This window comes from Vibrio sp. vnigr-6D03, from assembly GCF_002835515.1.
Lineage (GTDB): Bacteria > Pseudomonadota > Gammaproteobacteria > Enterobacterales > Vibrionaceae > Vibrio > Vibrio penaeicida.
This window is the reverse complement of record NZ_PIZL01000022.1, coordinates 65,975-89,367: the sequence shown is the minus strand read 5'-3', so window position 1 is coordinate 89,367 and position 23,393 is coordinate 65,975. Positions and strand designations below refer to the sequence as shown.

The window sequence follows — 23,393 nt, the reverse complement described above, 5'->3', positions numbered from 1 at the left end:
TTTAAGTAACATCACATGAAAAAGCAAAAGCGGGCATTGTCCCGCTTTTTTAGTTCTTGCTACATGAGTAACGATGCCTCATTAAAGAAAACCTTAAGCCTGAGCTCTCATTGCATCTGGAGTACTCAACAATTCTTCTACCAACTTAGGCACCTCTAAGCTTGCTTTTCCGTAGCGTTTTTCTTCGAATTCACTTTCTACCGCGCTCGGCTCTAAGTTAATTTCGATAGTATGTGCACCGTGCATTCTCGCATCATGAACAAAGCCAGCGGCTGGGTATACAACACCCGAAGTGCCAATAGAGATAAATAAATCAGCCTCTTCTAACGCCGCGTAGATTTCGCCCATTTTCAGCGGCATTTCACCAAACCAAACGATATGAGGACGCACTTGCGAAGGCATTTGACAGCAATGGCATAAATCACCCGCCAATATATCGTCTGAGCAGTCTACAACTTGGTTAGACTCGCTGCAGCGTGCTTTAAGCAACTCACCATGCATGTGAATGATATTTTGCGTTCCACCGCGCTCATGGAGGTTATCAATATTTTGTGTAATTACGGTGACTTTTCCATCCAATAGTTCTTCAAGCTTCCCTAACGCTTGGTGTGCTGCGTTAGGTGCAATGGGCGGATCTTGTAGCTTTCTACGTCTTTGGTTATAGAAATCCTGAACGAGCTCAGGATCACGCTGAAAGCCTTCAGGTGTAGCGACGTCTTCAATTTTATGGTTTTCCCACAAACCATCTTGCGCTCGAAACGTTTGAATGCCCGACTCAGCGGATATTCCGGCTCCAGTGAGAATAACAATGTTTCTGTAAGGGAAGTTCATACGACATGCATCCTTGTATTTATCTGTTGTTAACATTAGCACTAAAGACACAGTAGTAGAAAGGGATTAGCGGTAGACCATAGTCGTAAAAAGAGCGACTCAAGTCGCTCTTCTAAAGATTGACACCGTAGTATCGTGAGATGAATATGGGGCAGAAGGTTTAGTCTTCGCTAGTAGAGCTGATCTTATGGATCGCCAAATCCGCCCCATTGAATTCGTCTTCTTCAGAAAGTCTGAGCCCACTAACGAGATTTAATACACCATAAACCGCAGCGGCACCAGCGACAGCTACTACGATGCCAATAACAGTACCCAAGACTTGAACCGTTATGCTCACGCCTCCTAGCCCACCCAGTGCACTCTGACCAAAGATACCGGCAGCAATGCCGCCCCAAGCGCCACAAACACCGTGAAGAGGCCACACACCCAATACATCGTCTATTTTGGTTTTGTTTTGTAAGTACGTGAACAAATAAACAAACACTGCTCCTGCAACACCGCCAGTAATAAGTGCGCCAATCGGATGCATAAGATCAGAGCCAGCACAAACAGCCACCAGCCCAGCTAAGGGACCATTGTGGATGAAGCCAGGGTCATTTCGGCCTGCAACAAGTGCTGTAAGGATACCCCCCGTCATGGCCATTAAGGAGTTCATGGCAACAAGACCGCTGATTCCATTTAGAGTTTGTGCCGACATAACGTTAAACCCGAACCACCCAACACAAAGGATCCATGCGCCTAACGCCAAGAATGGTATGTTTGAAGGTGCGAAGTTCGTGTGTTTTCCAGCGCGTACACGGCCGTTACGCATACCGAGAAAAATGACGGCAACTAACGCGATCCACCCGCCAACACCGTGCACTACAACTGATCCAGCGAAATCGTGGAATGCCGCACCAAATGAGGATTCAAACCAATCTTGCAAGCCGTAATTACCATTCCAGATGATCCCTTCGAACAATGGGTAAACTAGCCCCACAGTAAAAAAGGTCGCGATAAGAACGGGATAGAAACGTGCACGTTCTGCTATGCCACCGGACACGATAGCGGGAATAGCCGCTGCAAAAGTAAGTAAGAAAAAGAATTTGACCAGCTCGTACCCGTTGCCTGCTGAAAGTGTTTCTGCGTCAGCAAAGAAATTCGCTCCGTAAGCGACCCAATACCCAATAAAGAAATACGCGATAGCAGAAACACCGAAATCTGCGAGAATTTTCACTAGCGCATTGACTTGGTTTTTCTTACGCACAGTTCCTACTTCGAGAAAGGCGAAACCAGCATGCATGAGGAAAACCATGATGGCACCAAGTAGAAGAAACAAGGTATCTGAACTTTGAGTGAGTGTGTGGACGGCGCCCTGCACATCCGCAACGGAATTACTCATCTTTAATTACTCCTTTTGTATTTTCTTGCACGCTTCCTGTGCTATTAGTTTTGCATTCCCAATTTTGGGGAATTGAACAAGAGCTAATTACGCAAAGATCGTTCCAAGGCTCAAAAACACAAAGTACAAAACTTAAAGCTTTGTTATTTAATGATTAATTATGTTTACAGTAATTGTTGGGGAATGAAGGATGTCGCACTTGCACTAATATGGTGAGATTGCACTGATTTGGATTTTCCATATTGGTGCATGGTGTTCATGAACAGGTTCTCACCAAACCACATAAACAGACGCCAATCACACTATTTTGCTTTACCAAAGTAAGACTGGATGTTTTTCCTTTTCTTTTAGGCGCACTGAATCAAGTTGAACTATTCTAAAAAGTAGCCCAACTCTATGAATTTGATAATTTATGCCTATCAAAATGTTAATGTCAGAAACGCTTAAAGAGCCATTTGCAAGGTTGTATAAAAGCAAAGAGATTAGCGCAGAATTTGCGGATCTTAAGCAAGTCGTACCTTCAATTCGTTCACTTGACCCTGATATTATTGTTCTTCACTGCTCAGACAATTCATTTGATGATATTTATGAGCTAACTCAGTACGTTCGAAATACTCTAAATAAACTCTCGGCAACGATTTGGGTCGTTTTTGATGAAGGTATGAAGCCCAGCACGTCATTGCCATGCATTGACCATTCGTTCAGTCTGAAAAACACGCCAGAGAAAGAGCTAAATATGCATTTCGAACGTGCAGTGCAAAGGCATAAAGCCATTAATGACAATCAGGCGAACATAAACAGCCGGCTCACAATGTTACTGCGAGTCGGACGTTCGGACATAACCCATTCCGATGATACGTTGTTCGTTGCTGATATTGTGAGTGCGATTGGTCAGTACTGTAACGCCAAAATATCCTTTCTATTTGACGCACCCGAAAATTCTCAACCACCCAACGTGTATCGACTGAAGCAAGGCATACTCGCTGAGCTTGATGACTCATTGAAGGTCATGCTTTCGAAAAACATCCCGTTAGATGGAACCTTACAGCACCCTGTAATAAACAGAGAGCCGTCTAACGCAATACAAGATTTATTTAGTGGTGCGGCTTTGCTGCTTTTCCCTATTTGCACGTATGGGAAATTAAAGTACACCATTGTGTGTATTATCGATAACCAACACCCAGAGCTGATCAACACTGCGAATTTAAAAATACTGGAACAAGTGTCCACCCAATTGAATTCTAGCTTCGAAAGGCGCTATGCCATCACGGAAACAAGCCATAAATATCAAGAGGCACAGGATTCACTAAGCCACATCCAATCGGATAATGAAGATCAAATCCAATCAGAGAAAATGCATTCCTTAAGCAGTATTGCCGTTGGTCTGTTGCACGAAATGAATAACCCCATAAGTTCTACTCTTGGTAATTTCGAGCCTCTAAAGCAATACATCGAGTCGATTCTTGCGCTTTTAGCGCTCCACAAACAGTTGTTTATTGAACCAAATAATGAACAAAAACATGAAATTGTTGCGACCTTTTATGAAGAGACGGATATCGCTGAAGTACTGGATGACATACACGCTGTGATTCAAGACTCTGAGGCTGGATTATTACGCGTAAAAGACGTACTTCTTAGTTTACGAGTTTTCGCAGACAAAGCGTTGGATGCAAAACTGACTCCCTTTAAGCTCCAGAGCGTCTTTTCTGACAACGACCTCTACATGAAGCCAGAAGGTATTGAAGTGATTAAGCAAATAGATGAATCACTTGTCGTGGTAGGCAACCGTAATATGGTACGCAAAGTCCTTGAGGTCGTGTTTAGGAATGCCATCGAGTCGATCGACAATAAGGATCCCCAAGACAATGCGAAAATTGAGGTGGCAACTTCGTCTGATAACCAGTTTGTTCGGTTGTCGATAAAAGATAACGGTACGGGTATCGATGAAGAAACCCTGACCAAAGTATTCGACCCTTTCTACACCAACAACGGAAAGAAGAATGCATCAGGGCTGGGATTAACGATCGCGCAATTTGTAATGCAAAAATTACACGGCTCAATACGAATAGAGTCAGAACTGAATGAATTCACAAACGTGACACTAAAAATCCCCAAAGCCCAGTAATGTTCAGTTAAGCTAACTAAGTTCTTAACTGTTTATTGTCATTTTTGGATTAGACATCTTTGTGTTAGCAATGCACTTTAGCTATCTTTGGCGTTTAGTGACTGCAAAATGGATGTGATTTTTTGCTGGTGTTCGTTCTGCCACTCTTTTAATGTTTGGTTATTTTCCTTGCTCACTTTCTCCTTAACCTTGGCTAAGATCGATTGCGAATCTTCAGGTTTGATCACAACAATGCCTTCTTCGTCAGCCACAATAATATCGCCGTTATTTACCGTAATGCCTCCGCAGTTTATTGGAACTTCCATTTCACCCATTTTCTTTTTTTTACCTGGTTTTGGTACGTTTCCTCTCGCGTAAACGGGAAATGCCATATCGCGAATCTCACCTACATCTCGTACAACACCATCGATAATAAACCCTGAAATTTCACGCTCAGCTGCTGTAGCGCAAACATTTCCTCCTGCCACAGCAAATCGACTATCACCAGCATTAATAACCAATACAGACTGAGGTGGAGCTTGATAGATGGCGGCGTGGACCATTAAATTGTCGCCTGCTTCACATAGGACAGTGAATGCTCTGCCAACCATTCGTGGCATATCAGACCACAAGGGTTTAATACTGAAATCCATAAACGCATCGTCTGAAAGAAAATCTGCATAGCTGCACGTTGAAAATTCGCGAAACTCACTAAGGTCACTGTTTTCATTTATATCATGGTTCATTTAGCTATCACCTCTGTAGTTAAGACTCTCTGAAATATCCTAGTTTCATATACTGCCAGCAATTCGCTTGGGTGTAGATGGGTTTTGAGAAATATACACATGGGCTCTCTCTTTCAATACAAATTAGCTTACAGTAGAAAAATTCGAACAAGTTGAATCAAAAGAATCGTTTACCCTAAATAAACGAAAACGGCCCTGATTTAGGACCGTTTTTTAAGTGAGAACGCGCAAGCTAAATATTAGCTTTCGCCCTCCTGTTTCTTCACCTTTTTATACCAGATGTTGTGGTGCTGTTTTGCCCATGTTTCATCAACATAGCCTGTTTTCATGCCTTCTAGTGCGCCTTCGGTCCCGACAGTACCGATGTAAATATGCCCTAATGAAGCGGCTATCAGCCCTAGAGACGATATGGCGTGAAGCACATTAACGATCTGCATGAGTTCACGCGTTTGGTTGAATATTGGGAAATCCATGATTAACCCTGTTACACAAACGGTCAGGCCTGCCGTGGCGAGCAACCAAAACCATATCTTTTCACCGCCGTTACAAAAATCTGCTTCAGGGTGTTTACCATTAGGCAGAATGCCTCCACCTTGCCTAAACCATTCAAGATCAACTTTGTTGAAGAGGTTGTTTTTCATCCATTTGATGAGCATGCAAACCAAACCAAATACAAATAGTGGTCCCAAATAGTTGTGCGATATCTTCGCCGCACTAATGACAAATCCCCAAACGCTAGACGACACAACGGGCATCATAATGTACTTTCCGTACATCAGCATAAGCCCGGATAATGCCAAAATGAGAAACAATGAAGCGGTATACCAATGGAGCGCACGCTCAAAAGGTGTCCAGCGCAGTACTTTGTTGCCAGTCCGTTCCTTAGACAGTTTGATTTGACCTGCCCAGAGATAGAATGCCAGCAGTGCACCAAACGCACCTAAGATCATGTAGCCGCCAATGGGGGTTATCCATTTATTTCTGATTTCACGCCACAGTTGCCCAGTCGTATTGATGAGCATACCGTGCTCCAATCCCTTGGATGTGGTGTACCCTTCTTCGCCATCTTTTACTTGTCGCCAGTAATCGGCACCCGCCAATTGGGCTATTTCTCTTTCCGCGTTGGCGGATTCGTCAGCAAATATAGGGTTGCTGACGAACACCAGAAACAACGCAAAAGTAGCGATCAATATGCGATGTAACATTATGCCTCTCTAACTTTTGGTCGCGTCAAATGCCAAATCTTCACCATTAGTCCAGCCTGCGCCTCTTCCGCCGCGCTCAACCATCCTCTGACGGAAAATGTCCGAAACGGTATTCGCATCGCCAGCCAACAAGGCTTTCGTCGAGCAAAGCTCTGCACACATTGGCAATTTCCCTTCAGCAACGCGGTTTGCACCGTATTTTGCGCGCTCTTCCGTAGAGCCATTTTCTGTCTCAGGACCGCCAGCACAGAAAGTGCATTTGTCCATTTTCCCGCGCTCGCCAAATGCCGACGTGCTAGGGAATTGTGGCGCACCAAACGGACAGGCAAACAGACAGTAGCCGCAACCAATACAAAGATCTTTATTGTGTAGCACAATGCCATCTTCGGTTTGGCTGAAACAATCTGTAGGGCACACAGCCATACAAGGTGCATCAGTACAGTGCATACACGCGACAGAAATGGAGTTTTCACCGGATTGCCCATCGTTCAATGTGACAACACGGCGGCGTTGAATGCCCCACTCAAGGGCATCATCGTTTTCATTTTTACAGGCGGTGACACAACCATTACATTCAATACAACGCTTGGTGTCACAGAGGAATTTCATCTTAGCCATTTTATGACTCCTTACGCTTTACTGATGTTGCAGAGAGTCACCTTACTCTCCTGCATTTGAGTAACGGGATCATAACCGTAGGTGGTCGCGGTATTCGCAGCTTCACCCACAACATACGGATCCGTGCCTTCAGGGTACTTATCGCGTAGGTCTTTACCCTGGAACTTGCCACCAAAGTGGAAAGGAACAAACGCCATACCGGGTTTCACTCTGCGTGTAACCATGGCTTTCACGTGAATTCTTCCTTTCTCAGCACCTTCTACCCAGACCATATCTCCATCTCTGAATCCTAAGTCGTTCGCGTCTTTCGGATTCACCTCAACAAACATTTCTTGTTGAAGTTCAGCTAGCCAAGGGTTTGAACGTGTTTCCTCGCCCCCTCCTTCGTATTCAACCAAACGCCCAGACGTAAGGATGATTGGGTACTCAGCGGATTTATCTTGGTCCTGAATGGATTTGTACATCGTCGGCAAACGATAGATGGATTCTTTGTCGTCCCACGTTGGGTAGTCGGCAACCAAATCACGGCGTGGCGTGTAAAGAGGTTCTCTGTGCAGTGGCACTCTATCGGGGAAAGTCCAAACGACGGCGCGTGCCTTCGCGTTACCGAAAGGAATACACCCATGGCTGATTGCGACTCTTTGAATGCCCCCAGAAAGATCGGTTTTCCAGTTTTTTCCTTCCGCTGCGGCTTTCTCCGCTTCGGTAAGATCATTCCACCAGCCTAGAGATTTCAGTAGTTTGTCGCTGAATTCTGGGAAACCATCTTCCAGTTCACAGCCTTTTGAGTAGCTGTCTTCTGCGAGCAGGTTTTTGCCCTCAAATTCCACTCCGAATCGAGCGCGGAAATTACCACCACCTTCAGCCACGGGTTTGGATGTGTTGTAAAGGATGTGAGTTCCAGGGTGTTTCATTTCTGGTGTTCCCCAACAAGGCCAAGGTAGCCCGTAGGTTTCACCATGAGCTGGTCCCCCTTCCGCTTCTAGCGATGTTTTATGGAACGTGTGCCAGTTTTTCTGGTGATCTTTCAAACGCTCTGGGCTTTGTCCTGTATAGCCTATCGTCCACATACCGCGGTTGATCTCACGGGTGATGTCCTCCACCAAAGGTTCGTTCTTATTCACTTTGATGTTTTTGAACAGCTGATCAGAAAAGCCGAGCTTTTTAGAAAGCAGATACATAATTTCGTGATCGGGTTTCGATTCAAACAACGGCTCAACCACTTTGTCTCGCCATTGCAAGGATCGGTTAGACGCTGTCACGCTTCCGTAGGTTTCGAACTGTGTGGTGGCAGGCAACAAGTAGATACCGTCTTTACGATCATTCATTACAGCAGCAACGGTTGGGTACGGATCAACAATCACCATCATGTCCAACTGTTCCATCGCTTTCTTCATTTCAACACCACGAGTTTGGGAGTTTACAGCGTGCCCCCAATAGAACATGGCGCGAATGTTGTCTTTCTGCTCGATGGCGTCTTTGTTTTCTAACACGCCATCTATCCAACGAGAAACAGGGATACCCATGTTGTTCATTGGCTTTTTACCGCGGTATTCGTCTTGATCGAAGCGTTTTTGTACCCACTCGTAATCCACATCCCACACTTTCGACCAGTGTTTCCAAGCGCCATTCGACAGCCCGTAATACCCAGGTAGCGTATGAGAAAGCACGCCTAAGTCTGTCGCGCCTTGTACGTTATCGTGACCGCGGAAGATATTCGCTCCACCGCCACTCTTACCGATGTTGCCCAACGCCAATTCAAGCACGCAGTAAGCACGAGTATTGTTGTTGCCTGTGGTGTGTTGAGTTCCGCCCATACACCATACAACGCAACCGGGCCTGTTCTCTGAAAGGAGCTTGGCTGTTTTGTAGACTTCTTTTTCACTTACGCCAGCAACACGCTCAACTTCTTCCGGTGTCCAGCGAGCGACTTCTTTCTTGATTTCGTCCATGCCAAAAACGCGCTGGCGAATGAACTCTTTGTCTTCCCAGTTGTTTTTGAATACATGCCATAAAATGCCCCAAATGAATGCGACATCGGAGCCTGGACGAAGGGATACGTAATGATCGGATTTAGCTGCGGTACGCGTACGGCGAGGATCCGCAACCACGATCTTACAGTTGTTCTTTTCTTTTGCGATGAGAATATGCTGCATCGCAACGGGGTGTGCTTCCGCTGGGTTAGAACCAATAAACAGCATGGACTTGCAGTTATGCATGTCGTTAAAGGAGTTGGTCATCGCACCGTATCCCCAAGTGTTCGCGACGCCAGCGACCGTGGTGGAGTGACAAATACGCGCTTGGTGATCGACGTTATTGGTTCCCCACAAAGAGGCCATTTTACGGAACATGTAAGCTTGTTCGTTGCTGTGTTTTGCACTGCCTAGGAAGTAAACAGAATCAGGACCAGACTCCTTGCGAATTTCGAGCGTTTTATTGCCAATCTCTTCGATGGCATCTTCCCAGCTCATTTGCTTCCATTTACCGCCTTCTAACTTCATTGGGTATTTGAGGCGTCTTTCCCCATGTCCGTGTTCACGCAGAGCAGCACCTTTGGCGCAGTGCCCACCTGCATTAAATGGGTGATCAAATGCAGGTTCTTGCCCTGTCCACACGCCATTTTGTACCTCGGCGTAAATGCCACAGCCTACAGAACAGTGTGAACAGATGGTGCGCTTAATTTCGGTGGGTACCGTTGAGGCGACGGTTTTTGCGTTTGCCTTGCGCATCATCCCCGGCGCAAACATAGAAGCGCCGACAGCGGCTCCCCCTGCTGCCAGTGTCGAGTTCTTCATAAAAGAACGACGGCTCAATCCGATTTGGCTTTCTTCCTTGTTTACGCTATCGGAACGCTTGGTAAGTTTCATTCCATTGCTCCTTATAGGGTGTCGTAGTAATCACGGATATGTTGAGTTTCTTTATATCCAGTGGTTGTCTCTTCCACCTCTGGCTTAGCTTCGTTTGCTGAAGCGGCCGTAGATGTCCCTGCGGCAAGCGTGCCGGCTACTGCTGCCGTGCTTAATCCCTTAAGCAGATCTCGGCGGCGTGTATCGATGGCTTGTTTATCTTTCATAGGGTGCTCCATGATTCAGTGCCCATTGAGTGGATGCTCCGCATCTCTAGTTATCATCTAGGCTTCTCGAACAGGTACTCGCGCAAAGCGAACCTGCTCGATAAGCAAGAATTGGTGTAATACGGTTGCCATAGCGGCGTAAAAACGAGCGCTTTCTGCTTCCCGAATTTGCCTAGCTAATGATTCAAACCAAGGTTGAATATGGCGGTTAAAAAACGCGTTTTGCTCCGGCTCAGAATCCAGTAAAGACATGACTTCGCACAGTGCAGCAAAATGGTCTTCCGGTTCTTTGGTCTCGTCGTTTCGAGTAAACCCCATTCGCATGAGATCTTGTCGAATCGCAGCAAGTGGTTTTTCCATTAAAGAACCGGTTAAGTGCCACGAAGCAAAAGGCATCACTTCACCTCGCCCAATTCCTATAAACAGATCTTGGTATTCCTGTTGAATATCTTCGTGGGTATACAAACCAGCGGCGTTTCTTAAGTTATTCCACGCTGTCGCCATTTGGCTATCAGCATGCTCGCTGACTTCGAGCTCTTTTATCCAATCCAGCACATCTTGGCTGGGTGCAGCACGAAACACAGTGGCAAGTAGCGCATAGATATCAGAACGCATTGAGGTTTGAGAATGCGCTGATTCCTGTGAATGGACTGATGTTTGAGGTTGGACTGGGTGAGTGTCGTTCATTCGCTTCCCTTACACATTGAGCTGCTTTTCTGGCTGGTCAGCCAAGCTATTAAATATATCGACGACACGGCAGTCCTCGCACATTGCAATCCTGTTAATGGCTAACTCGTCAGAGAAATGAGAGTGACCGCGTAACTTACTTTGAAGCATGTCGATCATAGATTGAGGGGCGAATGGTTTACCACATCGTAAACATTCCGCGGCTTTTTCTTGATGAATAACTTGAACCTGTTTGCGCTGAGTTGCGTCCCAGTTAAATCTTGGTGTAAGTGTTAGCGCGTTCTCTGGACAGGCTTTTTCACACATTCCGCATTGAATGCAGTCTTGCTCCACAAAGTTTAGCTGTGGCGAAACACCGTCATTATGAAGCGCCCCTGTTGGACACACGGCAACGCAGCCCATGCATAAAGTGCAATCTTTACCAACACAACTTACATTGCCAAAAGGCGCACTGGTCGGAATGTTGGTAATGGTTTGAACGGGAATGTGGGTAACCGCTAATGAATCGAGTGCCAAGTAAAGGCGCTCTCTTTTCGAACCGTTTAATACACCGACTGGTGTACTTAAAAGAGAAGGCATTTGATGAGAATCTCGCAAAACGGGCTCACCGCCTTTCAGCTCTTCTAAATATAAAATTCGAATACGAGAAGGATCTAAGTTCATTTGGCTAAGTAGTGTTTGCGCGGTGTCCACTTCTTGCCCTAGCACTCTTAGAATTGTCGGAGGCATTTTATTACTGGCAGCAAACATCACCTGACATGCGCCATTGACCAATGCTGCGAACCACGTATCCATTCCTACTGAAGGCAGTTCCTCTAGTTCAACAGGTATAACGTTGTCTGGTAGCGAATCTAATGCCATCGCGTTGTAATTTTCGTGTCGACTGCTACAAAACAAAATGATGGGACTCTCCCCACCCGCCTCTTTATAATTGGCGAGCAGCTTTTCAACGAACGATTGGGTTTGAACGGGGTCGGGAATGGCGTAGTGGATCGCTTCTGTTGGACAGGCTGTCGCACAGGTTCCAACGCCTTGGCATAGGTAAGGGTTTATCTGAATCTTATGCCCAATTTGGTCATTACCATCGCTCGTAAGTGCCCCTGCTGGGCAGGCGTCTACACAGCGGTCACACCCTTTAATACCGCGCGAGCTGTGGGCGCATTTGTCGGTATCTAAGCGAAAATACTTAGGCTTATCAAACGTCCCCATAAGATCCGGTATGGACTCTAAGGCTTCAGGTAGTGTTGGGTATCCACGTCCACATGGGAAATAACCGGGTACAGGCACTTCTTCGCTCATTATGCCGTTAAGGGTCATATCCAGCACAATATCGAAGCAGTCGTGACCAATAGCTGCCGTAGCTAAATTCACGTCAGCTCCATTATGGTTGACGGTAACCTTGAAGGCACCAAGAAAACCTTGCACTTTGGGCTGTTGACCAAAATAGAGGCGAGACGGATTGATCAGTTGGCTTCTATCTGCATCTTGTTCGGTACACAGCAGGGTAAGAGATGAAAGCGAATCGAGCTGCACTTCGATCTCGGAAAGGATTGAAAATGGACCAATCACCAGTGTGTGACCCCCACTGTGGTAGCTGACCGTTGGGGGAATTAGGTTGGTCAGCTCCACAGTGTTGGTTAACGCTGCTGCTCTTGCTCGTCCATTTACGCTAGAAGCATTTTGAATTTTTTGTTTTAACATTGCTTTTGGCTCTAACATCACTTTATGTTCCATGTGTGAGCGTGTATTCCGCTCATTTAAGAACCAGTAAAGCAATTAGCGATCCAACCGCAGTGTATTGAAAAAATGGTGTATTTGATGTTTACGTTTTGTGCGCAAGGTTAGATGGTTGTGACAATTTGTCGCAGGTTGTTTTATAAGCAAGGTGTCAAAATGTACCTACTTTCTATGTGGTATATTTTGTCTCGTTCACTCCTGAACTAGGCTCAATTTCTTCAGCTTGAGGCTTATTTTCTTCTATTTTTGGTTCACCAGAGTTTGCTTCAAGCGCTTCCGACTGCGGTAATAATTCTTCAGAGCTTGTACTTTCATTTTCCTTTGATCCCCTGTCTTTCTTAGCTATTTCTTTATTTCCTTCTTCTTCAGTCTCTTCGTCTAGTTGCTCTTTCACCCAGCCTCTTAGCTTTTCAGCGGCTTCTTGGGTGAGGTTGCCTACCTTCGAATAGTCGTGATCGTAGTCATTCAGGGCGTCGACCTCACTGAATTCGCCACTTAGGAAAAGCTTTCTTAATGCGGCTTTCTTAACGGCTGTTTCTGCTCCTTTGCTCAATAGCGTTGCTACAGATGGTTCACCTGATGGTTCTTCATCTTCTAGCGGAGGTTCTTTAGACGATTGACTTTCACAAGCATCCGCATTTTCGTAAACGCCTGTATTTTCAATGGCGTCAGTATCCGCGATATTGGCTATGCCCGCGTCTTCTTCGCCTAAAAGGCTGTTTTCTTCGCTTGTAAGCGACGTCTGTTGTTTGTCGTCTTCTTGTAATTTACGCTGCGACCAACGCTTTAAAAAATCACTTGCCACTGGCTCTGCCCGCCCCTTTACGTTTTTTACGTTTCTGTTCTAAAAGTTCACCATGTCGCCCTATGAATGCTTCCATCCACGCTTGAATCGGCAAGGGCATTTCGATGGAAAGCACTAAATAATCGCCATCAAGGTAACTGGCAGCAACCGATTGAGATGCAGTGAGCTTCACTGGTTCTAAGGTGTCTAGGTTTTCTAAAGCGAGGAATAGCTTGGGTTGAATCGAGCTTAGATTAAACCGATAGTCTGTCCGTTCATCTTTATATAGTTCTAATGGCAGAGTTAATGGGTTTGCTTTGGTTGGCTTTAGGTCCACACTTTTCCATTCCCACTGTTGGGTTACCCAGCGCCCTTCTCCGACGTTCCGGCTCTCGAGTTGGCATTCAATTGTCCAAAGGTTTTCACTCTTTTCCAATGACATTTCAGTTCTCACCTTATACTCAGACTTTGATATTCATAGCAGTCGAAGCAATTCTTACGCCAACGCTATGAACAAAATGGCAGGGTTATTGCTGTAATGAACTCAAAAAGAACACTCTGTTAAGGAATCTCTGTGTCTTACCAACCCAAAATAATAAAAAGCGGAAATACCCCATCTCCAACTCAAGAAGTTGAGGTGTTTGATGAGTATGGCGAGCGCATGGTTAAAGAAATCGCATGTGAGCGCCCTATCACTGTCATGCTGAATTGGAAGGAAATAGTAACCTTGATGACGTTAGGCTCGCGCCCTGAAGCTTTGGTTTTGGGTTACTTAAAAAACCAAAGTTTTATTGAAGATCCTTCGGCCATTGAGTCTGTCATTATTGATTGGGAAACTGGCACGGCAGCGGTGATCACCAAAGAAAATACCGATCACTTAGAAAAAGCACTAAAGAAGAAAACAGTTACGTCGGGATGTGGTCAGGGCACCATGTACGGCAATGTAATGAAAAAGCTAGAAAACTACCAAGTTCCGAACGTAGTGACCAAACAGTCTGATATTTATGCCTCGTTAGAGGCGCTAACCCATCACAATGACACGTATAAAAAAGCAGGTGGTGTTCATGGTTGCGCAGTGTGCCGACGAGAAGACGTTCTCTCTTTTGTTGAAGATGTCGGGCGTCACAATGCTGTGGATACTTTAGCTGGGGAAATGTGGCTAAATCAGGAGTCGGGAGAAGACAAAATCTTCTATACAACGGGTCGACTGACATCAGAGATGGTCATTAAAGTGGCTCAAATGGGGATTCCTGTTTTGCTATCACGCTCTGGTGTCACTCAAATGGGGCTAGATTTAGCCAGAAAATTTGGTATCACGACCATTGCACGAGCAAAAGGATTGCGTTTTCAGGTGTTTACTGGAGCAGAAAAAATGGAGTTTGATGTAAAAGGAAATCAATAAGCCCTCGCCAGAATATAAACTTTCTTCCTATTTAAGAAGGTGCTAATAAGCGCCTTCTTGCATTCTATAAATATCATGCTATCTGTTAATAGTACTGCCTGTCATAAAAAATAAATATAACTGTAACATTTGAGATCGGTTGATCTTAGCCGGCAGTCGCTTATTTGATTTAACGAATCATGCCGTATCGTTTTATTTAACGTCAGTCCAACCAATGAAAGCGAATTTGCCTGTGCGAGCGCATACGGTAAATGACATCTTTTTGGGTCAAGGAGCTAGGTATGCCATTGAAAAAAAACAGCGCAAGTGCACTCTCGCAATTCAAGATTAAGACAAAGCTTTTGGCGGTCACCGTATCGCTATTGGTTTGTATTTTTGCCTATGCGGCTTACGAAAGCAGCATCACCCAAGAACTAGAAAGCCTTCAATTTGCAGCAGAGCAAAATGCACAAAGTGAAACAGAGCTTCTCCTACTTCGACGACATGAAAAAGACTTTTTGGCACGTAAAGACCCGAAATACATTAAGAAATTTGAATCCAGCTACAATGCCCTTCTTTCTAGAGTGAGTAACTTGGATAGCCAGCTGGCACAATACGCAACCCAAAGTAATACCGATTTCGATCATATTGAACGTACTTTGGAGCAGTACTTAAACCAGTTCAATCGACTGGCTACGCAGATGTCTTATATTGGGCTAGATGAAACCTCTGGATTGCTTGGGGATCTCAATGCTAAAGAAGTAAAGCTCAATAACCTACTCATATCGGCGGATCGCCCTAGCCTCTCCAATGATTTCTTACGCTTGGTAGACAGCCAAAATCGATTTTTCTTAACGCAACGTCACGAACAATTCCTACAGGTTCAAAAGCACTGGCAAACGTTCCACAGCAAAATTCAAGCTCAACCATTATCAACGGCAATAGTTGATGCACTGAGCTTGGCATCAAACGATTATCGAGAAGCGTTTGGTGAACTTTATGAAGCCTGTAAAGCATTGGGGTTGGATCACAATAGCGGCATGCGTGGTGAGCTACGAAAAAATGTGCACGGAACGGAAGACAGCTTGAATAAAATGCAAGTACAGATAGGCGCGCTGGTCAATCAGTTACGTGGTGAAGCCAAAGTCAAACTTCGCAGTTTTGGTATTGGTATTGGGCTGTTTATTTCGTCTTTGCTTATCTTGTTAAGTTTCCAGATATCCAATCGCCTTATTAACGTAAGAAATATGATGCGCAATATCGCGGAAGGTGAAGGCGATTTAACCGTGCGTATGAATGATGACGGGAAAGATGAGCTTGCTCAGCTTAGCCAGTCGTTTGATAAATTTGTTGGCAAGCTTCAAGACAGTATCCTCGAAATGGCAGCAGTGACGGTACAACTTGCTCATGCTGCCGAATCTTCTCAGGTTGCTGCCAATACGAGTTTGGATAACGCAGAGCAGCAGCAGTTAGAATCCTCTTCTATCGCCACCGCGGTTAACCAGATGCTGATGACCACGAATGAGATTGCATCGAACATTGAAAATGCAGCAAGCACTGCTCACAAAGTGAAGATGGATGCAGAAGAAAGTATGCGCCTTAGTCACATTGCAGGCGATAGCATTCAAGGGCTCACCGACAATATTACCAACTCACAAAACTTGGTGCTGCAGCTGGAACAACAAAGCACCGAGATTCAATCCGTTGTCTCTGTGATCAGCGAAATTACCGAACAAACGAATCTACTCGCGTTAAATGCTGCGATTGAAGCCGCCCGTGCCGGTGAGAATGGACGAGGTTTTGCTGTCGTAGCCGATGAAGTAAGGCAACTTGCAAAACGAACCACAGATTCCACAAAAGTCATCGAAGAGACCATCAGTGGGTTATCAATTGGCGTAAAAAACACGGTAAACTTAATGCAAGAAAGTTTGTCGCAAGCAGGAAACACCAATCAGCAAACCATCAATGCTGTTAAAGCTATTCAGCGAATTGTCGAGGAAGTCAGCGCCATTTTTGATATGAACTCACAAATCGCAACGGCATCGGAAGAGCAAGCTATGGTTTCGGCAGATATAGACAGAAACATTACTCACATAGCCGATTTGGCTAACAATACTAAGCAAGCTGTGAATGTGTCAGTCCAAAACAGTGGAGAGGTAAGTCAAGCCGCAGGGCGATTAGAAATGATTGTTGGGCAGTTTAGGTATTAAGTCGTATTTTTTGATGTTTGGGAAGAGATCCTCTCGGTGGAAATTTGTTTGCCGGTTTCCTTGTATATCCAAGGAAACCCATTTTATAGCGGAACTAAAGCCCTCGTTTGAAGCCATCTTCTTCTTTCTGAAAGCCTAGTTTTTTGAACAGTGCAATAGAGCTATGGTTACCATCATCAATGTCCGCCACAACGGTTTTAATGCCACTTTCCCTAGCATGTAGAAAGAGTAACTGAAGGGCTTCCGACATGATCCCCTTCCGCCAAAAGGACCAATTTAACAGGCAACCTACTTCGCAAACTGTGTCACACTTGCTAAAAGAATGGATGCCACATGTCCCGATGACTTTGCCAGTTTTGTTCTCTACAATCGCCCATTCATAAGACTCGCCCGAAGTCGCCAGTTTATTAACGCTCTCCATCATTTGTTCAACCATACTGACGGTTGTAAATGTAGGATCGGATGCAAACTCCATGACTCTCGCATCACCATAAATTTCAAATAGATCATTGGTATCGCGTTGTGTAATCGCGCGTAAAGTCAACGTACGGCTTTTTAACGTAGGAGTGGGATTCATAATTCTCTTTTTGTTAGTCGGAATTAGGGATAAGGCGAGTTAACTTCTGTTGTTCTTTACTGTTAAATGTGACATAACCAATGGGGACTTGAGTATCTAATTGCGCGATAACAAACTCAGCACTTTCCTGACCAAATCCCCCGCACAACTCTATGACCTGAATGCCTTGGTTTATCATTGTTTCAGCGGCGAAAATGGCTTCTTCATCGGTACTCACACAAACGACTTGTGTGGAAAAGCCTTCTGTATCGAGCCTTGCACTATCTTTCGTATGGCGGTAGTTGTTTGCTTTGACGATAAATCCGTATTTTTCCAACATAGTACGCTCCCTTCCTCTTAAAATCGTTTATCCAAACAAATTTAGCATCAACATAGGCTTAAACGTAGATCAGATGATTAAGCGCATTTTTGAACTTTGCTCTGTTTTTCCTGAAGGAAGGGTGACTTCATTCGCTTGACCTGAATATTCAAACCCAAAGGCTTGGTAAAGCTTTTGGGCTGGTAGGTTTGAGCAGTACACCTCAAGATTTAATTCTTTATACCCAAATCGCTTACTGTCTAATATGACGGCATCAAGTAACTTTCGACCAATGCCAAGACGCCTAAAATCGGCGTGTACTTGCGCTCCTACAAATCCGATGTCATCCGAAGCCATCCCACACATTGTTCCTGGGAAAGCCTCAATGCTTCCAACAATCTTTCCATCTATTTCAGCAACAAATTGAGGGATTTTTTTCTCTTCAATTTTATTTAAAACAAACGAGATCTTTTCTTTTGGAGGCGGTGGGCTTCTAAGATAAATACCTTCATCAAAGACACCTTGCCACAAAGCAAAAAAACTTTCTAAATCGGTTGAACGAATTCTTCTAACTTCCATGTTTCCTCATTGTTTTTTGGGTAAATCTAGATACTAATATTGGGGGTAATGTTGTCGGTTTTACTCAAGATTCAAATAGAGCCTCAACATATCTTTATGTTGTATGCCATTTTCAAATATTGGGTCTGGATAGTTAAGCAGGAAATGATCTTTAGCGACAGAATCGACTCTGAAGCCCATTCGTTGATAATAAGATAATTGGTATCCAAATGTGCCCGTACCAAGTTCTACTTTTTTGACATTTTTAAACCGTAATTCGGCCAACGTGTAGCGCATTAGCTCTGAACCGATACCGCGCCCTTGATGGTTAGATGTAATGGATATGTTGTAGATTTCCGCAACATCGCGGCTTTTCAACTTCACCACACAAGCGCCTATTATTTCGCTATTTTCTACAGCAGCGAAACACCAAGATCCTTCCAAGTACGACGAAATGCTCTTCTCAGAAGGGTCTGCTTCTAGTAATAGACGAAGGGGGACTTCATTACTTTTGACTTCCGTTAAATCCAATTAGGACTCCTAGCAAGGTTGAGCATCAGCCTTTATGCCATAGGTGTCACTTTATTTCGATTTATAACGCCCAATTTAAGACGCATACCTCGTTTATATTCCTGTCTAAATAAAGACGGTTACGGTTTTCGTCAATTTCCAAACCCCAACGCCAAAGCAGCTATTGGTCCTAATGTGTACCGCTCCTAAAGTGGTGTCTGCAATCAGGCAGAATTCTCTTAATGCGTTGAACGACATTTTCATCGTGGTATAAAAAGGACTAAAGCTGGTATCTTCCCCCATGGTTTGTCACACTATAGGGGAAGTGGACACTTAAAATTCACACCCTAAATCTTAAACTGATCCAACTGCGAATTCATTAACCTAACTTTCTCATTTACTATGCTTGCTTCTTCAACGCTTTCTTGGCTTTGCTTGGATAGGGTTTGAGCAATATCTTTTACTTCTGTTGTATTCTGCGCTATTTCCCTACTCACAGTGCTCTGCTCTTCACTTGCTGTTGCAATTTGTGCTGACATTTGCTGTACACGCTTCATAGAGTTAGTGATTGAATCAAACTGAAGCTCAACTTCGTTGATGTATTGAACTGACGTAATTGCTGTAGTACCAGTCGTCTTGATACTTTCCGTTGTACTTTCAGTTATAGACTGAAGTTCCAAAATCATATCTCTTATTTCTGAAGCAGATTCGGTCGTCTTTTGGGATAGGCTACGCACTTCATCAGCAACAACGGCAAATCCTCGCCCAAACTCCCCTGCTCGTGCTGCCTCAATCGCGGCATTCAGAGCGAGTAGATTCGTTTGTTCAGCAATGCCTTGTATAGTCTCAATTATTTGAGAAATATCGCCAGTATTTGTGTTTAGCTTTTCTATATATTTTGCGGTTGAACGAATTTCATGATTGAGCTGTTCTACAGCTTTCTTGGTCTTGCTGGTCAACTCTTGACCTTGACGAGTATTGGTAAAACAGCTTTCTACTTCCCCTGCTGAAGCTTCAGAATCTCCGGCTATTTCAACGCTAGCTGAAGACATTTCTTCAATAGCGATAGCGACCATGTTTACCTGATCTAATTGTTTGTCTATCTGTGATTGTGTTTGATGATTAGAAGACTCTACTTTAGATGTACTTAAAGATAAATGGTGCGAAACCTCTGATAGTTTATGCAGCATATCCTGTAACTTATCCACGAAACTATTAAATGAACTAGCAACTTTTCCAATTTCATCGTTTGAAGATATATTGAGCCTTGCTGTTAAATCACCGTTACCTATACTTAGTTCTTCTAGCTGAGCACCAATCTCCTCTAAAGGTTTCATGGTTCTAGATATAACTACATAACCAATAGAACTCACTAAAAGTGCAGCAATCGCTGTAACGAGCGAAGTAGTGAAAATTAAAGAGAAATATTTATCATCCAATATGGCTTTCTTCTCCTCAACTATCTCCTCAATATCATCAATGTAAAAACCAGTTGTAAGCGCGTAGCCTTGCTCGGGAATATAGCGACTAAATGTCATTTTTGGAAAATACTTATCTTCCGTAGGTTTATATCCATCAAAAATGGTAAAACCATCACCAGATTTTGCACTTTTAACGATTTCACGAACTATATACTGATTCTTAGAATTTTTAAGATCCCACTGTGATTTACCCACATTCTTTGGATTTGAGCCATGTGCGATTACCACGCCTTGCATATCATGAATATAGAAGTAGCTATTAGGATCACCATCTACGAAACGCAACTCTTGAACACGTGCGGCTAGTTCCTGTTTTAACTCTTCACCTTTCGTGTTTGATAAAGTGGGTTTTAGGGTGCTGTATGCGGTGTCAATAACAGCCTTAAGCTTTTCCTGCTTTTCTGACATCATGGTTGTTCGAAGATCTTCTATAAGCTTGTTTTGATAGACATTCATCCGATTTGTTAGTACGAGTAAGAGCACTACTCCTAGGAGGAAGATTGACACCAAGCTCACTACAAATATTTTATTTTTTAGCCCCATCATAATTACCCTATCCTAGCTTTTAACATAGTTATTAAGTTATAGGGTGTAAGGATATAAAGGTATCGGACAATCATTAAAATACTTGACTTTTCTAGCGAAACTAAGATGTGGGTAACTAAAGAATTATAAAATTCTCAAATATTATCATTACTGAAACAAACCGACGAGCAAGCCATTCATTGTTCAATGTCTTACCTTTTGCTACGTTTTGATTTTAAGCTGAGCCTTCTACCCCTCCACCGTATTTTTCTTTCTGTAAGCTAAAGGAGTAAGCCCTTTTATTCTTCTGAACTGACGGCTGAAATTCGCTAAATTGGTAAAGCCAACCTGTTTACTTATGTCAGCAATACTGTCTTTCGATTCAATCAGTTTGATACACGCCCGCTGCACGCGAATCCGATTAACAAAATCGGTGAATCTGTGCCCCGTGGATTTGTGGAAAAAGCGGGAAAAGTACGACTCCGTCATGTCAATGAGATCAGCAACCTCTTTCACTTTGATCGGCTTTTTATAGTTCAACATAACAAAATCGAGCACCAGATTGATTTTGCTGTTCATCATCTCAGAGTCTTTCTTCAGCGTAGGTGGCAAAGTCGACAATATTCGCGTTTTTTGAACGTTTAAGAACACCATGAATTTCAGAAAGTTAATCAGCTTTTCAACGCCCTGAGAACACCGGACGGCATTCATGTATTCCATGCTGACTTCCATTGGAACATCAATGAATTCGATCCCCATTTTAGCTTGCTCAATTAACCGCAAAAACTGAGAAAGTTCTGGGAAAATTTGTGTTGCTCGTTGAATGAGTTCGGGTTCAAAAAGAATCACCATATCTCGCAGCTTGTGCGTTTCCCCTTCAGATAAATAACTTACCCAGTTATGAGGCAGCCAGGGGCCAACAAGCGTTAAGTGACCCGGGGAAAAAGGACCGACATGATTGCCTATCATGGCTTTTCCGGTGGTTTTAACAATTAAGTGCAACTCATATTGCTCATGAACATGCCATTTTATTCGATGATGAGGTACGCCGTGCTCGGTGTAGCCTACCGACTCTTTATCGAACTCGACAAACTCCCAAACAGGGCGTTCGCCGATACTTTCGTGGTTAAAGGGCTTAATTTCATACGTCGACATACGAAGCTCCTACTCTATTCGAACGTACGGATTCATACTCTTTATATAGCGTTCGAAATTCTTCATATTTTTTGTGATACACGTTGGCACAACTTGTATCAGGTATGATTTCTTCAATCACCTTTGGCGAAGTGCAGACCGACTCGACTGAATCTCCGGTGTGGCAAATTTTAGCGAGCCTAGCCGCGCCGAACGCAGGACCGCTTTCACCACCCTCATATCGAATGATTTTTACGTTTAGGATATTGGCGACAATTTGTAACCATAAACGGCTTTTGGCTCCGCCTCCTATTGCACCAAGGTATTCCACTTGCGTACCACTTTCTTTGATCGCGTTTTGGCAATCCAATAACGAAAACGCCACGCCTTCAAGAATGGCTTGCACCATATGATGCCCTTGCGTTGCCCAAGTCATATGGTGAAAGCTTGCAGTGGCAAATGGGTTATTATGAGGGGTTCTTTCCCCCATCAAGTAAGGAAGAAACAAAGTAGGCTGCGCTGGATCGTAGTGTGACTCAAGATCGCTAATCAGCTCACCAATATCTTGCCGCGTGAGGTCTGCAAACCATTTTAGAGGGCTCGCACCGTTGAGCATGCACGCCATTTGAAACCAGCGGCCTGGAATGGCATGAGCAAAAGAATGAACCAACGCATCCGGATACGGTTTGTAGGTGTCTGTCGTAACAAAATACTGCGCAGACGTACCCAGTGAGATAAACGCATCACCTTGATTGATCGCCCCAATCCCCAATGCACCACAAGCAGCGTCTCCTCCGCCTGCACACACCATGACATCGGTGTTAAGTACCGTAACGTCTGCCGCCTGCTGGGTTAGATTCCCCGTGGATTCTGTCCCTTCTTTCAATGCCACCATCAAGTCTCGTGAAATGCCTGAAAGAGTGAGCATGTCATCCGACCAACAACGGTTTGCTTCATCCAGCCACAAGGTTCCCGCTGCATCGCTCATGTCTGTAGCGAGCTTTCCCGTCAGCTTCAATCGCACATAATCTTTTGGAAGCATTAAGTAACGAACTGATTTCAACACCTCGGGTTCGTTTTTTGCCATCCAACGCAGTTTAGGCGCAGTAAAACCGGACATGGCAGGCACACCGGCTATCATCCCGAGGGTCGGATTTTCTTGATTCATGGCATCTGCATCCAAGTGCGAGCGGCCATCATTCCACAAAATCGCTGGGCGCACGGGCTTAAATGATTCATCAAGCATCACAGCACCATGCATCTGCCCAGATAGCCCAATGCATTTGATGTCATTGAATGGCGCTGGGTATTGGCTTCTCAGGGCTTGCATGGTACGCAGCGTGGCATTCCACCATAAGTCAGGCTCTTGCTCTGACCATAACGGATGAGGTGTTGACGCTGGGTAAGATTCGCTTGTTGAGTTCACCACTTGTCCGTTTTCATCCATCAACAAGCTTTTGACTGAAGATGTACCAATATCAATCCCTAAATAGTGCGCCATTATCCTTCCTTTTGTTATTAGGTTTAGCGATCCCTGCAAGATGCTTAAACCC

21 protein-coding genes are annotated in these 23,393 nt (G+C 44.4%); 3 read left to right on the top strand and 18 right to left on the bottom strand.

Features of this window, described 5'->3' with window-relative positions; all coding sequences use genetic code 11:
• Nucleotides 1–93: 93 nt before the first annotated feature.
• Nucleotides 94–831 carry a Sir2 family NAD+-dependent deacetylase gene (gene cobB, locus CW749_RS18940; RefSeq protein WP_101113835.1) on the bottom strand — a complete coding sequence of 246 codons (738 nt, stop codon included), beginning with the start codon at nucleotides 829–831 and terminating at the stop codon, nucleotides 94–96.
• A 160-nt stretch (nucleotides 832–991) separates the two neighbouring features.
• Entirely contained in the window at nucleotides 992–2,212 is a 1,221-nt protein-coding gene (locus tag CW749_RS18935) for an ammonium transporter (RefSeq protein WP_101113834.1), read from the bottom strand.
• A gap of 412 nt (nucleotides 2,213–2,624) precedes the next feature.
• On the opposite strand from CW749_RS18935, the gene CW749_RS18930 reads away from it, so the two are divergent.
• Nucleotides 2,625–4,337, top strand: a complete 1,713-nt coding sequence (locus CW749_RS18930; protein WP_101113833.1) for a HAMP domain-containing sensor histidine kinase — start codon at nucleotides 2,625–2,627, stop codon at nucleotides 4,335–4,337.
• Between the two features lie 77 nt (nucleotides 4,338–4,414).
• Here the strand turns inward: CW749_RS18930 and CW749_RS18925 are convergent, their stop codons facing one another.
• From CW749_RS18925 to CW749_RS18885, 9 genes are all read right to left on the bottom strand, one after another.
• The gene (locus tag CW749_RS18925; protein WP_101113832.1) at nucleotides 4,415–5,062 is read right to left on the bottom strand and encodes an RraA family protein; all 648 of its coding nucleotides are present in this window, start codon (nucleotides 5,060–5,062) and stop codon (nucleotides 4,415–4,417) included.
• Nucleotides 5,063–5,301: 239 nt separating this feature from the next.
• Entirely contained in the window at nucleotides 5,302–6,267 is a 966-nt protein-coding gene (locus CW749_RS18920; protein WP_101113831.1) for a formate dehydrogenase subunit gamma, read from the bottom strand.
• A 9-nt stretch (nucleotides 6,268–6,276) separates the two neighbouring features.
• Nucleotides 6,277–6,885, bottom strand: coding sequence for a formate dehydrogenase FDH3 subunit beta (fdh3B, locus tag CW749_RS18915; RefSeq protein WP_101113830.1), 609 nt, complete (start codon nucleotides 6,883–6,885; stop codon nucleotides 6,277–6,279).
• A gap of 11 nt (nucleotides 6,886–6,896) precedes the next feature.
• Nucleotides 6,897–9,752, bottom strand: coding sequence for a formate dehydrogenase subunit alpha (locus tag CW749_RS18910; RefSeq protein WP_101113829.1), 2,856 nt, complete (start codon nucleotides 9,750–9,752; stop codon nucleotides 6,897–6,899).
• Nucleotides 9,753–9,763: 11 nt separating this feature from the next.
• Nucleotides 9,764–9,958 carry a transcriptional initiation protein Tat gene (locus CW749_RS18905; RefSeq protein ID WP_101113828.1) on the bottom strand — a complete coding sequence of 65 codons (195 nt, stop codon included), beginning with the start codon at nucleotides 9,956–9,958 and terminating at the stop codon, nucleotides 9,764–9,766.
• A 57-nt stretch (nucleotides 9,959–10,015) separates the two neighbouring features.
• Entirely contained in the window at nucleotides 10,016–10,645 is a 630-nt protein-coding gene (locus CW749_RS18900) for a molecular chaperone TorD family protein (protein WP_101113827.1), read from the bottom strand.
• A gap of 9 nt (nucleotides 10,646–10,654) precedes the next feature.
• Nucleotides 10,655–12,346, bottom strand: coding sequence for a 4Fe-4S dicluster domain-containing protein (locus CW749_RS18895; protein WP_101113905.1), 1,692 nt, complete (start codon nucleotides 12,344–12,346; stop codon nucleotides 10,655–10,657).
• A gap of 205 nt (nucleotides 12,347–12,551) precedes the next feature.
• A complete protein-coding gene (locus CW749_RS18890; RefSeq protein WP_101113826.1) occupies nucleotides 12,552–13,187 on the bottom strand; it encodes a DUF3306 domain-containing protein in 636 nt (211 codons plus the stop codon).
• Nucleotides 13,177–13,608, bottom strand: a complete 432-nt coding sequence (locus CW749_RS18885; RefSeq protein WP_101113825.1) for a DUF3305 domain-containing protein — start codon at nucleotides 13,606–13,608, stop codon at nucleotides 13,177–13,179. Before CW749_RS18885 ends, CW749_RS18890 begins: the two co-directional genes overlap by 11 nt.
• Before the next feature lie 132 nt (nucleotides 13,609–13,740).
• On the opposite strand from CW749_RS18885, the gene CW749_RS18880 reads away from it, so the two are divergent.
• Both CW749_RS18880 and CW749_RS28245 read left to right on the top strand, forming a co-directional pair.
• Nucleotides 13,741–14,568: a formate dehydrogenase accessory sulfurtransferase FdhD gene (locus tag CW749_RS18880; protein WP_180958446.1), complete on the top strand. Its 828-nt coding sequence runs from the start codon at nucleotides 13,741–13,743 to the stop codon at nucleotides 14,566–14,568.
• 281 nt (nucleotides 14,569–14,849) lie between these two features.
• Entirely contained in the window at nucleotides 14,850–16,757 is a 1,908-nt protein-coding gene (locus CW749_RS28245; RefSeq protein ID WP_180958445.1) for a methyl-accepting chemotaxis protein, read from the top strand.
• Nucleotides 16,758–16,851: 94 nt separating this feature from the next.
• Here CW749_RS28245 and CW749_RS18870 read toward each other — a convergent pair whose 3' ends face one another.
• The 7 genes from CW749_RS18870 to xylB form a co-directional block, all read right to left on the bottom strand.
• Nucleotides 16,852–17,334, bottom strand: a complete 483-nt coding sequence (locus CW749_RS18870) for a GNAT family N-acetyltransferase (RefSeq protein WP_101113823.1) — start codon at nucleotides 17,332–17,334, stop codon at nucleotides 16,852–16,854.
• A 13-nt stretch (nucleotides 17,335–17,347) separates the two neighbouring features.
• Entirely contained in the window at nucleotides 17,348–17,653 is a 306-nt protein-coding gene (locus tag CW749_RS18865; RefSeq protein ID WP_101113822.1) for a DUF6506 family protein, read from the bottom strand.
• A 69-nt stretch (nucleotides 17,654–17,722) separates the two neighbouring features.
• A complete protein-coding gene (locus CW749_RS18860) occupies nucleotides 17,723–18,211 on the bottom strand; it encodes an N-acetyltransferase (RefSeq protein ID WP_101113821.1) in 489 nt (162 codons plus the stop codon).
• A gap of 60 nt (nucleotides 18,212–18,271) precedes the next feature.
• Nucleotides 18,272–18,721, bottom strand: a complete 450-nt coding sequence (locus CW749_RS18855) for a GNAT family N-acetyltransferase (protein WP_101113820.1) — start codon at nucleotides 18,719–18,721, stop codon at nucleotides 18,272–18,274.
• 326 nt (nucleotides 18,722–19,047) lie between these two features.
• On the bottom strand, nucleotides 19,048–20,727 hold the full coding sequence (locus CW749_RS18850) for a methyl-accepting chemotaxis protein (RefSeq protein ID WP_101113819.1): 1,680 nt from the start codon (nucleotides 20,725–20,727) through the stop codon (nucleotides 19,048–19,050).
• Between the two features lie 228 nt (nucleotides 20,728–20,955).
• A complete protein-coding gene (locus tag CW749_RS18845; RefSeq protein ID WP_101113818.1) occupies nucleotides 20,956–21,861 on the bottom strand; it encodes an AraC family transcriptional regulator in 906 nt (301 codons plus the stop codon).
• Complete coding sequence (gene xylB, locus CW749_RS18840) at nucleotides 21,848–23,341, bottom strand: xylulokinase (protein WP_101113817.1); 1,494 nt, start codon at nucleotides 23,339–23,341, stop codon at nucleotides 21,848–21,850. Before xylB ends, CW749_RS18845 begins: the two co-directional genes overlap by 14 nt.
• Nucleotides 23,342–23,393 lie beyond the last annotated feature (52 nt).

Coding starts and splice junctions, on each gene's coding strand:
- cobB (WP_101113835.1), bottom strand. CDS start 831: ATGAACTTCCCTTACAGAAACATTGTTATTCTCACTGGAGCCGGAATA.
- CW749_RS18935 (WP_101113834.1), bottom strand. CDS start 2,212: ATGAGTAATTCCGTTGCGGATGTGCAGGGCGCCGTCCACACACTCACT.
- CW749_RS18930 (WP_101113833.1), top strand. CDS start 2,625: ATGCCTATCAAAATGTTAATGTCAGAAACGCTTAAAGAGCCATTTGCA.
- CW749_RS18925 (WP_101113832.1), bottom strand. CDS start 5,062: ATGAACCATGATATAAATGAAAACAGTGACCTTAGTGAGTTTCGCGAA.
- CW749_RS18920 (WP_101113831.1), bottom strand. CDS start 6,267: ATGTTACATCGCATATTGATCGCTACTTTTGCGTTGTTTCTGGTGTTC.
- fdh3B (WP_101113830.1), bottom strand. CDS start 6,885: ATGGCTAAGATGAAATTCCTCTGTGACACCAAGCGTTGTATTGAATGT.
- CW749_RS18910 (WP_101113829.1), bottom strand. CDS start 9,752: ATGAAACTTACCAAGCGTTCCGATAGCGTAAACAAGGAAGAAAGCCAA.
- CW749_RS18905 (WP_101113828.1), bottom strand. CDS start 9,958: ATGAAAGATAAACAAGCCATCGATACACGCCGCCGAGATCTGCTTAAG.
- CW749_RS18900 (WP_101113827.1), bottom strand. CDS start 10,645: ATGAACGACACTCACCCAGTCCAACCTCAAACATCAGTCCATTCACAG.
- CW749_RS18895 (WP_101113905.1), bottom strand. CDS start 12,346: ATGTTAAAACAAAAAATTCAAAATGCTTCTAGCGTAAATGGACGAGCA.
- CW749_RS18885 (WP_101113825.1), bottom strand. CDS start 13,608: ATGTCATTGGAAAAGAGTGAAAACCTTTGGACAATTGAATGCCAACTC.
- CW749_RS28245 (WP_180958445.1), top strand. CDS start 14,850: ATGCCATTGAAAAAAAACAGCGCAAGTGCACTCTCGCAATTCAAGATT.
- CW749_RS18870 (WP_101113823.1), bottom strand. CDS start 17,334: ATGAATCCCACTCCTACGTTAAAAAGCCGTACGTTGACTTTACGCGCG.
- CW749_RS18865 (WP_101113822.1), bottom strand. CDS start 17,653: ATGTTGGAAAAATACGGATTTATCGTCAAAGCAAACAACTACCGCCAT.
- CW749_RS18860 (WP_101113821.1), bottom strand. CDS start 18,211: ATGGAAGTTAGAAGAATTCGTTCAACCGATTTAGAAAGTTTTTTTGCT.
- CW749_RS18850 (WP_101113819.1), bottom strand. CDS start 20,727: ATGATGGGGCTAAAAAATAAAATATTTGTAGTGAGCTTGGTGTCAATC.
- CW749_RS18845 (WP_101113818.1), bottom strand. CDS start 21,861: ATGTCGACGTATGAAATTAAGCCCTTTAACCACGAAAGTATCGGCGAA.
- xylB (WP_101113817.1), bottom strand. CDS start 23,341: ATGGCGCACTATTTAGGGATTGATATTGGTACATCTTCAGTCAAAAGC.